The organism is Amycolatopsis sp. NPDC003865 (assembly GCF_053605345.1).
On record NZ_JBSGJA010000033.1, the window covers coordinates 90117 to 100916 of the forward strand.

Sequence of the window (10800 nt, forward strand, 5' to 3'; positions counted from 1 at the left end):
CGGCGTATCGGAAAACGCATACGTGCCGGCAACATCGCCTCCCCTTGACTGGCGGGCATGACCGACACGGCTCTGGGCATCACGATCTACGGCTGCGGGCCGGACGAAGCCGCGTTGTTCCGTGAGCTGGCGCCTCGCTGCGGCGTCGTGCCGACCATCACGGAAGCCGCGGTCTCCGAAGCCAACGTCGAGCTGGCGTGCGGGAACCGCTGCATCAGCGTGGCGCACAAGACCGCCGTCACGAACGCGACGCTGCGCGCGCTCGGCCGGGCGGGCGTCCGGTACATCTCCACGCGGAGCATCGGGTACAACCACCTCGACGTGGAGTACGCGAAGAGCATCGGCATAGCCGTCGAGAACGTCTCCTACTCGCCGGACAGCGTGGCCGACTACACCGTGCTGCTGATGCTCATGGTGGCGCGGGACGTAAAAGCCCTGCTCCGGCGCACGGACGTGTACGACTACCGGCTGAACGCCGAGCGCGGGAAGGAACTGCGCGACCTGACCGTCGGGGTCGTCGGGACCGGCCGCATCGGCGTGGCGGTCATGGACCGGTTGCGCGGCTTCGGCTCCCGCGTGCTGGCCTACGACATCCGCCCGCGCAACTCCGCCGACTACACCTCGCTCGACGAGCTCCTGCAGCTGAGCGACGTCGTCACGCTGCACACGCCGCTGACCGCGGACACCCACCACCTGCTCGACTCCCGCCGCATCGCCCGGCTGAAGCGCGGCGCGGTCGTCGTCAACACCGGGCGCGGTCCGCTCCTGGACACCCGGGCCCTGGTGGAGGCGCTGGAAAGCGGCCGGCTGGGCGGCGCGGCGCTGGACGTGCTCGAAGGGGAGGAAGGGATCTTCTACGCCGACCACCGGGCCAAATCGCCGGACAGCGAACTGCTGGTGCGGCTGCAGAGCATGCCGAACGTGCTGATCAGCCCGCACACCGCGTACTACACCGACCACGCGCTGAGCGACACCGTCGAAAACAGCCTCATCAACTGCCTGACCTTCGAAAGCGAGCTGCGACATGGATAAGGTGAAGGTCGGAATCGTCTTCGGGGGATCCACCGAAGAGCACCCCGTTTCCGTCAAATCCGCGCAAGAGGTCGCGAAGCACCTCGACACGGACAAGTACGAGCCGTTCTGGATCGGGATCACCCGCGACGGCACCTGGCTGCTGTGCGACGGGCCGGACTGGGGCAACGGCCGTCCGGCGGTGCTGTCCCCGGACCGCGATGTCCACGGCCTGCTCGTCCTGGAGGACGGGAAGTACGAGACGATCCGCCTCGACGTCGTGCTGCCGCTCCTGCACGGCCGGCTCGGCGAGGACGGTGCGGTGCAGGGTTTGTTGGAACTCGCCGGCGTCCCGTACGCCGGCTGTGACATCCAGAGTTCCGCGCTGTGCATGGACAAGTCGCTGACGTACCTCGCCGTGCGGAGCGCGGGAATCGCGACGCCGGAGTTCCGGACGGTCACCGCGGACGAGAAGATCGATCCCGGCGGGCTCGGCTACCCGGTGTTCGTCAAACCCGCCCGGTCGGGCTCCTCCTTCGGCGTCGGCAAGGTGACCCACGAGGACGAATTGGCGAGCGCGGTCGAGGTCGCGCGGCAGTACGACTCGAAGGTGCTGATCGAAGAGGCCGTCGACGGCAGCGAGATCGGCTGCGCCGTCCTGGGCGACGGCCCGGACCTGGTCACCGGCGAGCTGGACCGGGTCGCGCTCTCCCACGGCTTCTTCAAGATCCACCAGGAGAGCAACCCGGAAAGCGGGTCCGAGAACTCGACGTTCATAGTGCCCGCCGACATCCCGGACGAGGCGCGCTCGCTCGTCTTGGCGACGGCGAAGGCCGTCTACCGCGCGCTGGGTTGCCGCGGACTGTCGCGAGTGGACATGTTCCTCAAGGAGGACGGGACCGTGGTCCTCAACGAGGTTAACACGTTGCCCGGCATGACGTCGTACAGCCGCTACCCGCGGATGATGGCCGCGGCGGGCATCCCGCTCGGCGAGGTGCTCGACCGGGTGCTCACGGAGGCCCGGTGAACGACGGCTTCGTGTTCGTGGACGAGGCCGCCCCCGGCATCCGCTGGGACGCCAAGTACGCGACGTGGGACAACTTCACCGGCAAACCGGTGGACGGGTACCTGGCCAACCGGATCGTGGGCACGCGTGCGCTCGGCGCGGCGTTGCAGCGCGCGCAGGAGAAGGCGGCGTCCCGCGGGTTCGGCCTGCTGCTGTGGGACGGCTACCGCCCGCAGCGCGCGGTGGACTGCTTCCTGCGCTGGTCCCGGTGGCCGGAGGACGGCCGGACGAAAGCACGCCACTACCCGCGGATCGACCGGGCCGAAATGTTCGAAAAGGGCTATGTGGCGGCGAAGTCGGGCCATAGCCGGGGCAGCACGGTCGACCTGACGCTGTACCACACCGACACCGGGGAACTCGTCCCGATGGGCGGCGGCCACGACCTGATGGACGCGATCTCCCACCACGGCGCGAACGGGATCACCGAAGCCGAAGCGCGGAACCGGCAAGCTCTCCGCGCCGTCATGGAGTCCTGCGGATTCCGGGGGTACGAACGGGAATGGTGGCACTACACGTTGCGGGACGAGCCCTACCCGGACACCTACTTCGACTTCCCGATCACCGCGGGCGGGCACCGGTGATCCGCCCGGTGCGGGCCGCCGACGCCCCGCGGCTGGCCGAGCTGCTGGCCCAGCTCGGGTACCCGGCCGAACCCGAAACCGTCGCCCGCCGGCTGGCGGTCGTCCTCGCTTCGGCCACCCAGCAGGTGCTCGTCGCGGCCGGCGACACCCGGCTGGCCGGCTACGCCGGCGTGGAACGGCGGCCGGCCCTGCTGCACCGGGACGAACACGCCGAGATCACCGGGCTGATCGTCGACGCGGCGGCCCGCCGGGCCGGCCTCGGCCGCACTCTCGTCCGGGCCGCCGAACAGTGGGCAGCCCGGCACGGCCTGCCGGCGATCGTGGTCCGGTCGAACGTCGTGCGCCCCGAATCCCACCCGTTCTACGAAGGTCTCGGCTACCTGCGCACGTCGACCTCGCACAGCTACTTCAAGGACCTCACCGCGGGCGCCGGGCGACGCAGATGGGCAGCCGGACCGTGACGTGGAGGCCGCCGCCGTCGCGCGGGGCCAGGGTCAGGGTTCCGCCGTGGGCCTGGGTGATGCTGCGGGCGATCGCCAAGCCGAGCCCGACTCCGGCGTGGCCGGCGCGGATGCGTTCGGTGCCGCGCCGGAACGGCTCGACGAGCGTCGACACCAGCTGGGACGGGAGCGGCTCCCCGGTGTTCTCGACCGTGAGCACCACGCTGCCGGGCCGGACGGCGGTCGTGGCCCACACCGTGCCTTCCCCGGGCAGGTTGTGGACGATCGCGTTGTGCACCAGGTTCGTCGTCAGCTGCTGCAGGAGCGCCGGCGACCCGAGCGTGGGGGTCGTCTCGCCGGACGTCTCGATGGTGACGCCGCGTTCTTCGGCGAGCGGCAGCAGCGTTTCGGCGGCTTCTTCCGCCGTCAGCGAGAGGTCCACGCGCTCCCGGGCGAACGACCGCTGGTCGGCGCGGCTGAGCACGAGCAGCGCTTCGGTGAGGTCGATCGCCCGGGTGTTGACGGCGTGCAGGCGCTCGACGAGTTCGCCCGCGTCGCGGGTGGGGTCCTTGCGGGCGACCTCGAGCAGCGTCCGCGTCACGGCCAGCGGGGTGCGCAGTTCGTGGGACGCGTTGGCCGCGAACCGCTGCTGGGCGGTGACGTGGGATTCGAGCTGCTCCAGCATGGTGTCGAAGGCGTCGGCGAGCTCGCGGAACTCGTCCTCGCGGCCGGGCAGCCGGATTCGGTGGGAGAGGGAGCCGTCGGCGGCGAGGCGGGTGGCGTCGGTGACGCGGGTCAGCGGGGCGAGCATCCGGCCGGCCAGCACCCAGCCGCCGGCGAGGCCGAACACCAGCAGGAAGATGAGCACCGCGATCGCGGACGGGGCGAAGCCGCGGATGAGGACCCGGCCCGGCGGCGACATCACCACCGGCATGGTCTCCAGGCCGAGCCGCTGGTAGTACAGCAGGAACAGGCCCACGGCCGCGAGTAGCAGGGCCCCGGCGACCATGACGAAGCCGGCGTAGCTGAGGGTGAGCTTGAGGCGGACGCTCAGCCCGGGCTTCCTAGCCACGCTCGCCTCCGGGCGCTTCGATGCGGTAGCCGACGCCGGGCACGGTGGCGATGAGCCAGGGTTCGCCGAGCCGTTTGCGCAGGGCGGAGACGGTGATGCGGACGGCGTTGGTGAAGGGGTCGGCGTTCTCGTCCCAGGCCCGTTCGAGGAGCTCTTCGGCGCTGACGACCCCGCCTTCGGCGCCCACGAGGACCTCCAGCACGGCGAACTGCTTGCGGGTCAGCCCGACGTACCGGCCGTCGCGGTGGACCTCGCGGCGGAACGGGTCCAGCCGCAGGCCCGCGATCTCCCGCACCGGTGGCCGGTTGTGGGCGCGCCGGCGGTCGAGCGCCCGCAGCCGCAGCACGAGCTCCCGCAGCTCGAACGGCTTGGTGAGGTAGTCGTCGGCGCCGAGCTCGAACCCGGTGACCTTGTCGTCGAGCCGGTCGGCGGCGGTGAGCATGAGGATCGGGATGCCGCTGCCGGAGGCGACGATGCGGGCGGCGATCTCGTCGCCGGACGGGCCCGGGATGTCGCGGTCGAGGACCGCGAGCTCGTAGGCGTTGACGCTCAGCAGCTCCAGCGCGGTGTCGCCGTCCCCGGCGAGGTCGGCGGCGATCGCTTCCAGGCGCAGCCCGTCGCGGATCGCCTCGGCCAGGAAGGGTTCGTCCTCGACGACCAGCACACGCATGCCACCGATGCTACGAGCGGGCCCGTATCGCCGGCTTATCGAAAACCGCATACGGGACGGCAACGCCCCGCCGCCTCGACTGGGAGCATGGACTTCAGCACGCAGGGCGCGGTCCCCGAACCGGTGCCGGTCTTCGACGACGAAACCCCGGCGGTGGCCAACCTCGACCCGGCCCTGCTCGGCGCCCTGCGCCGGGCCGCCACCGACGCCGCGGTCGGGTTCTTCGTCAACGGCGGGTGGCGCTCGCCCGAGTACCAGGACCACCTGTTCCGGGAGGCGGTCGCGAAGTACGGCTCGCCGGAGGAGGCCGCCCGCTGGGTGGCCACGCCCGGCACCTCGGCGCACGTGTCGGGGAAAGCGGTCGACGTCGGGCCGGCCGACGCCCGGGCGTGGCTGGCGGAGCACGGTGCCGGGTACGGGCTGTGCCAGATCTACCGGAACGAGCCGTGGCACTACGAGCTGCGTCCCGAAGCCGTCGACCGGGGGTGCCCGCCGCCGTACCCCGACCCGTCGCACGATCCGCGGATGCGGCCGTGAGGGCGTGTCGAGAACGCCGGGCCGGCTCCGTCCCCGGCACGATCGAGCAGGATCGACCGCACCGGAAGGACCGACACCATGGCCGTCGCCGCCGACCTCGACCGCGCCACCGACTCGAGCTGGGAGTGGGTCGCCGAGCAGACCCGCGCGTACCTGGCCTCGGGCGGGACCGTGGGCCACGAAGCGAACGGGGTGCGCACGCTGATCCTCGCCACCACCGGACGCCGGACGGGCGAGCCGCGCCGCACCTGCCTGATCTACGGGACGTCGGGGGACGAGTTCGTCGTCGTCGCCTCGAAGGGCGGCGCCGACGAGAACCCGGCGTGGCTCGAGAACCTGCGGGCGGAGCCGAGCGTCGGCGTCCAGGTCGGGCCCCGCCGGTTCACCGCCCGCGCCCGCGTGGCGTCGCCGGCCGAGCGGGCCGCGCTCTGGCCGCGGATGGTGGCGATCTTCCCGCTCTACGAGGAGTACGCCGGCAAGACCGAGCGCGAGATCCCGGTCGTCCTGCTCACGCCGCGGGACTGACGGTCGGCGGCCGGGCAGCGGATCGGCCGGCTCGGCTCGGGCTGCCCCGGTTCGCTCCGGTCGCCGACGTGCTGCGGGGTGATGTGCCGCGGGTCCTCGGGCGGGCGCCGCGGGGTGCGCGGATTCCGGGCGCGGACCTGGCCGACGGTCGCCATGATCGCCGGGCGGCCGCCGGCGTCGCCCGCCCGGCTCAGCCGGCCCGCAGTACCGCCGCGCCGGTCACCCGGTCCGCCGCCAGGTCGGTCAGCGCGCGGGCGGCGTCGGCCAAGGCGTAGGGCACCGCGCTCACGCTCAGGTGGTGCGTCCCGGCGAAGTCCAGGAATTCCCGCGCGCCGGCCCTCGTGTTCGCCGTGACGCTGCGCACCTGACGCTCCTGGAACAGGTGCCGCTGGTAGTTCAACGGCGGCACGTCGGACAGGTGGATGCCCGCGATCGCCAGCGTGCCCCCGCGGTCGAGCGCCTCCAGCGCCGGCGGGACCAGGGTGCCCACGGGCGCGAACAGGATCGCCGAGTCCAGCGGCTCCGGCGGTGCGTCGCTTGCCGAGGCCGCGCCCAGCGCGAGGGCGAGTTCCCGGGACTCGGCGCTGCGCGTCACCACGTGGACGGTGACCCCGCGGGCGATCGCCACCTGGGCGGTGAGGTGCGCGCTGCCGCCGAAGCCGTAGATACCGAGGCGGCCGTTGGCGGGCACGTCGGCGCGGGTGAGCGCGTGGTACCCGATGAGGCCGGCGCACAGGAGCGGCGCGAGTTCGTCGTCGGGGTAGCCGGCGGGCAGGGCCAGGGCGTATGCGGCCGGGACGACTGCGAACTCGGCGTACCCGCCGTCGGCGTCCCAGCCGGTGTACCGCGACTCCGGGCAGAGGTTCTCCCGGCCGCGCGCGCAGTACCGGCAGGTGCCGCAGGTGTGCCGCAGCCAGGCGATCCCCACCCGGTCGCCGACGGCGAACCCGGCGACGTCCGCCCCGAGCCCGGCGACCTCGCCGACGACCTCGTGCCCCGGTGTGACCCCGGCGCGGTGGACCGGCAGGTCGCCCTCCGCGACGTGCAGATCGGTCCGGCAGACACCGCAGACCCGGACCCGCACGAGCAGTTCCCCGGCGGCGGGCCGCGGCACCGGCACCCGGGCGGCCTCGAGCGGACCGGAGGCCATCGGCCCGGGCCGGGTGACGCGCCAGGCGGTCATGGTGGTCGGCAGGGTCATCGCTCCTCCTCGGTCGCCGGACGCTCGCCGACCAGCATGCCGTTCCCCCCGCGGAAGGTCACCCGCCGAAACGCAGCGCCGCGACCGGCTCCCACGGGCCGCCGACGTACCGCCACACCGCCAGCCCGGTCGCCGTGGCCTCGCCGGGTCCGAAATCCGTGCGCAGCACCTCGAGCGTCGCCGCCGCCGTCTCCGGGCTCACCTTGTTCTGCACCGTCACGTGCGGCTTCAGCGGCTGCTCGTCCTGCGGTGTCAGCCGATCGGCCCACCGGCGGCGCACCCGGGCGTGCACCGACGCCAGTTCGGGAGCCCGGACGACGAGCGCGACCCCACGGCCCAGCGACCGGACGCCGTCCACCGCCAGCGTGAACGGGCCCGTCGAGCCCGCCACGGCCGCACAGCAGGCGACGACCTCGTCCTCGTGCGTCCCGGGCAACGCGTGGAACAACGTCACGTGCGCGCCGACGACCAGCCGTTTCGGCGGAAACCACTTCCGGCGCAGGGCATCCCACGCCGCCTGGGTCTCCTCGTCCACCGTCAGCGTGACGATCAGCGGAGCGTTCACGAGTCCACGGCCGCCAGGCAGTACCGCAGCAGCCGCTCCGCCTCCCCCGGGGCCGGGCGTGTTCCGGGCAGCAGGTGCGCCGGCCGGGCGCGCCGGTCGTGCCAGAACCGGCCCGGCGGCGGCCCGGGCCGGGTCGCCGCGAGCCAGACCGCCGTGTCCGCGCCCTCGGCCGCCGTGCGCAGCGCCGGGGCCAGCAGCCGCCGGAACACCGGGAGCGAATCCGCGAGCCCCGGGGTGTCCGCCCAGCCGGGATGCGTGCTGTGCACGGCGATCCCGTCCGCCCGCCAGCGTTGCGCCAGCAACGGCGTCAGCTCGACCTGCATCCGCTTCGTCCGCGCGTACGCCGTCGCGCCGCGGTACCGGCCTTCGCGGAACTCGGGGTCGTCGACGGCGAGCCGCTGGGTGTACATCCCGCCGGAGGACACGAAGACCACCCGTGCGTCGCGCAGGGCGGGGCGCAGCAGTTCGGTCAGCAGCAACGGCCCGAGCACGTGCGTGGCGAACGTGATCTCGTGCCCGTCGACGCTTTCCGTCCGTTCCGGCGGCAGCACCCCGGCGTTGTGCACCAGAACGTCCACCCGGGACTCCCGGGCCGCGAACTCGCGCACCGAAGCGAAAGAGGACACGTCGCACCGGGCCGTCCGGACCTTCGCCTCCGGGACGGCCGCGCGCACGCGGGCGAGCGCGCGGTCGCCGCGGCCGGGGTCGCGCACCACCAGCACCACTTCCGCGCCCAGCCGGGCCAGCCCGGTGGCCGTGGCTTCTCCCAGGCCGGAGCTCGCGCCGGTCACGAGGGCGACCCGGCCGCGCAGGGCGTCCGGCGCGGGATCGCCGGCCGCCCACGTGCGCCGGCGCAGCGCGTAGCCGAGGCGCGAGTAGCCGACGGCCACCGTGCGGTCGAGCAGCGTGTCGAGCATCAGTTCAGGACCACGATCGCCGTGTTGAGCGCCGTCGCGAACAGCGTCCACGCCAGGTACGGCAGCTGCAGGGCCGCGGCCGCCGCCGAGCGGCGCCGGAACACCAGCGCGGTCGCCGCGATCACGACGTCGAGCACGACGATCTCGACCAGGGCGAGGGTGTAGGCGCCCGCGGCGAAGAACAACGGCGTCCACGCCGCGTTGAGCACCAGGCCTGCCGCGTACCAGGTGAATTCCCGGCGAGGCGCCCCAGTGCGCCAGAACAGCCAGCCGGACACCGCGATCAGCAGGTACAGCACCGTCCACACGGGACCGAACAGCCACGACGGCGGCGCCCACGGCGGCTGAGCCAGTCCGGAGTAGACAGCGCGCGACTGCGTGGCGGCGAGGCTGCCGACGGCGGCGACGACGGCCACCGCGGCGACGAAACCCGCCAGGGCGAGCGGTGGAGCGGGGCGGTGCACGGTGGTCATACCGGTTCTCCTGCGGTCGGTCGGGCCGGGACCCCGGCGAAGGCGCCGAGGGAGTGGGCGAGGGCGTCCCGGAGTTCGGGGTGGCGGAATTCGTGCCCGGCGCCGAGCAGCCGCCGCGGGCGCACCCGCTGGTCGGCGAGCGCCAGTTCGCGGGCGCCGGCGGAGCCGAGCAGCAGGCGGGGGCCGAACGACGGCACGGTCAGCACCGCCGGGCGGTGCAGCACCCGCGCGAGGACCCGGGTGTACTCGGCGTTGCGCACCGGCTCCGGGGCGACGGCGTTGACCGGGCCGGCGAGGGCGCGGTCGGTCACCGCTCGCAGGTAGACGTCGGTCAGGTCGTCGAGGCCGATCCACGGCATCCACTGCCGTCCGGTCCCGAGCGGGCCGCCGAGCCCGGCCGCGAACAGCGGGCGCTGCAGCCGCAGCACGCCGCCGCGCGGGCTGAGGACCAGCCCGGTGCGCACCCGGACCACCCGGAGACCGGCCTCGGCCGCGGGCGCGGTGGCGGCCTCCCAGTCGTCGACGACGTCGGCGAGGAAGCCCTCCCCGCGGGCGCTGTCTTCGGTGAGGTCCTCGTCGCCGCGCCGCGGTCCGTAGAAACCGACCGCGGACGCCGAGACGAACACCCCCGGCCCGTCCGGGGTGCGGGCGGCCAGCTCGGCGAGCTTGCGGGTGGGGCCGATCCGGCTGTCCCGCACGGCCCGCCGGTGGCGTTCGCCGAACCGCCCGGCGACCGGCGCGCCGGCGAGGTGCACCACCGCGTCGACCCCGGCGAGGAGGCCGGCGGCGGGGTCGTCGGGCCGCCAGGTCCGTTCGCCGGGCCCGCTCGCGGGACGGCGGACCAGGCGGACGACCCGGTGGCCGCCGGTGGTGAGCAGCGCCGTCAGCGCCGTGCCGACCAGGCCGCTCGCCCCGGTCACCGCGATGGTCAGCGGTTCGTGCCAGTACCGCCGTTGCGCGGCCAGGTCCGCGGCCAGCTGCCGGTGGCGGTAGGCGAACATCGACCGCAGCAGCGCCGCCGGCACCGGCGTGTCCACGTGGTCGGTGACCACCGTGCGGCCGGCGCCGTCCGGCTCGAACCGGTGGGTGTGCCGCCACGGCAGGACCGCCGATACCACCGGCGTGGCCAGCCGGTCGGTGAACTGGTGCGGTGGCCGGTAGCCGTCGGCCTGGTGCGCCGCGAGCCACTTCGGCCCGCCGGGCAGGACCAGCTCGGCCGTGCCGTCACGCAGGGACGCCGCCTCCGCGCCGACCCGCACCGGCTGCCACGGCGGGGTGAGCCGCGTGATCGCGCCGGGCAGGCCGTGCCAGGCGAACACCTCGTCGACGGGCGCGGCGACCACGCTGGAGTACTCGAAGACCACCCCGCACCTCCGATGCAGTTTCGACGCAGAACTGCTGTAAGCCTAGCGCGACCTCCCGGTTTCCGCTGATCTTGCCGCTTTCGGAGCGATTCACCTTCGATGCAGCGACGTGCATTCGCGGCGTACCGGTGTGACGATCGGAGTAACCCACCGAGCGGGAGGGGCCCGATGAGTTCACTCACCACGCCGACCAAGGGGTCGAGCCCGGTCGAGAAGGCGCTGGGCGACGCGGCCAACAACGCCGACCAGCGGTATCACCTGGCCAAGGGTCTGCGGCACCAGCTGAACAAGGTGTTCCCGACCCACTGGTCGTTCCTGCTGGGCGAGATCGCGCTCTACAGCTTCATCATCCTGCTGCTGACCGGTGTCTACCTGACG

General features: G+C 73.4%; 13 protein-coding genes and 1 pseudogene. 7 read left to right on the plus strand and 7 right to left on the minus strand.

Features of this window, described 5'->3' with window-relative positions:
* Nucleotides 1-57 precede the first annotated feature (57 nt).
* Genes ACWEVP_RS46100 through ACWEVP_RS46115 form a run of 4 tightly spaced genes read left to right on the plus strand, consistent with a single transcriptional unit; the run spans nucleotide 58 to nucleotide 3119 of the window.
* Nucleotides 58-1032, plus strand: coding sequence for a D-isomer specific 2-hydroxyacid dehydrogenase family protein (locus ACWEVP_RS46100; RefSeq protein ID WP_452068943.1), 975 nt, complete (start codon nucleotides 58-60; stop codon nucleotides 1030-1032).
* The gene (gene vanA / locus ACWEVP_RS46105) at nucleotides 1025-2038 is read left to right on the plus strand and encodes a D-alanine--(R)-lactate ligase (protein WP_452068944.1); all 1014 of its coding nucleotides are present in this window, start codon (nucleotides 1025-1027) and stop codon (nucleotides 2036-2038) included. Before ACWEVP_RS46100 ends, vanA begins: the two co-directional genes overlap by 8 nt.
* Complete coding sequence (gene vanX / locus ACWEVP_RS46110; protein WP_452068945.1) at nucleotides 2035-2658, plus strand: D-Ala-D-Ala dipeptidase VanX; 624 nt, start codon at nucleotides 2035-2037, stop codon at nucleotides 2656-2658. The genes vanA and vanX overlap by 4 nt, the downstream gene beginning before the upstream one ends.
* The gene (locus ACWEVP_RS46115) at nucleotides 2655-3119 is read left to right on the plus strand and encodes a GNAT family N-acetyltransferase (protein WP_452068946.1); all 465 of its coding nucleotides are present in this window, start codon (nucleotides 2655-2657) and stop codon (nucleotides 3117-3119) included. The genes vanX and ACWEVP_RS46115 overlap by 4 nt, the downstream gene beginning before the upstream one ends.
* Here ACWEVP_RS46115 and ACWEVP_RS46120 read toward each other — a convergent pair.
* Both ACWEVP_RS46120 and ACWEVP_RS46125 read right to left on the minus strand, forming a co-directional pair.
* Nucleotides 3076-4170: a sensor histidine kinase gene (locus tag ACWEVP_RS46120; RefSeq protein ID WP_452068947.1), complete on the minus strand. Its 1095-nt coding sequence runs from the start codon at nucleotides 4168-4170 to the stop codon at nucleotides 3076-3078. The two genes, ACWEVP_RS46115 and ACWEVP_RS46120, sit on opposite strands and share 44 nt — an antisense overlap.
* Complete coding sequence (locus tag ACWEVP_RS46125; RefSeq protein WP_452068948.1) at nucleotides 4163-4840, minus strand: response regulator transcription factor; 678 nt, start codon at nucleotides 4838-4840, stop codon at nucleotides 4163-4165. The genes ACWEVP_RS46120 and ACWEVP_RS46125 overlap by 8 nt, the downstream gene beginning before the upstream one ends.
* An 87-nt stretch (nucleotides 4841-4927) precedes the next feature.
* Between ACWEVP_RS46125 and ACWEVP_RS46130 the strand changes: the two genes are divergently transcribed.
* Both ACWEVP_RS46130 and ACWEVP_RS46135 read left to right on the plus strand, forming a co-directional pair.
* On the plus strand, nucleotides 4928-5377 hold the full coding sequence (locus ACWEVP_RS46130; RefSeq protein ID WP_452068949.1) for a M15 family metallopeptidase: 450 nt from the start codon (nucleotides 4928-4930) through the stop codon (nucleotides 5375-5377).
* A 78-nt stretch (nucleotides 5378-5455) separates the two neighbouring features.
* Nucleotides 5456-5902 (plus strand): nitroreductase family deazaflavin-dependent oxidoreductase, encoded by a 447-nt coding sequence (locus ACWEVP_RS46135; protein ID WP_452068950.1) that lies wholly within the window; start codon nucleotides 5456-5458, stop codon nucleotides 5900-5902.
* A 190-nt stretch (nucleotides 5903-6092) separates the two neighbouring features.
* Here ACWEVP_RS46135 and ACWEVP_RS46140 read toward each other — a convergent pair whose 3' ends face one another.
* From ACWEVP_RS46140 to ACWEVP_RS46160, 5 genes are all read right to left on the minus strand, one after another.
* The gene (locus tag ACWEVP_RS46140; RefSeq protein ID WP_452068955.1) at nucleotides 6093-7085 is read right to left on the minus strand and encodes a zinc-binding alcohol dehydrogenase family protein; all 993 of its coding nucleotides are present in this window, start codon (nucleotides 7083-7085) and stop codon (nucleotides 6093-6095) included.
* A 76-nt stretch (nucleotides 7086-7161) separates the two neighbouring features.
* Nucleotides 7162-7668, minus strand: coding sequence for a 2'-5' RNA ligase family protein (locus tag ACWEVP_RS46145; RefSeq protein ID WP_452068951.1), 507 nt, complete (start codon nucleotides 7666-7668; stop codon nucleotides 7162-7164).
* On the minus strand, nucleotides 7665-8585 hold the full coding sequence (locus ACWEVP_RS46150) for an SDR family NAD(P)-dependent oxidoreductase (RefSeq protein ID WP_452068952.1): 921 nt from the start codon (nucleotides 8583-8585) through the stop codon (nucleotides 7665-7667). The genes ACWEVP_RS46145 and ACWEVP_RS46150 overlap by 4 nt, the downstream gene beginning before the upstream one ends.
* On the minus strand, nucleotides 8585-9058 hold the full coding sequence (locus tag ACWEVP_RS46155) for a TspO/MBR family protein (protein ID WP_452068953.1): 474 nt from the start codon (nucleotides 9056-9058) through the stop codon (nucleotides 8585-8587). The genes ACWEVP_RS46150 and ACWEVP_RS46155 overlap by 1 nt, the downstream gene beginning before the upstream one ends.
* On the minus strand, nucleotides 9055-10422 hold the full coding sequence (locus ACWEVP_RS46160) for a TIGR01777 family oxidoreductase (protein WP_452068954.1): 1368 nt from the start codon (nucleotides 10420-10422) through the stop codon (nucleotides 9055-9057). Before ACWEVP_RS46160 ends, ACWEVP_RS46155 begins: the two co-directional genes overlap by 4 nt.
* A gap of 168 nt (nucleotides 10423-10590) precedes the next feature.
* On the opposite strand from ACWEVP_RS46160, the pseudogene ACWEVP_RS46165 reads away from it, so the two are divergent.
* Nucleotides 10591-10800, plus strand: a pseudogene (locus ACWEVP_RS46165) (cytochrome b); the annotation flags it as partial.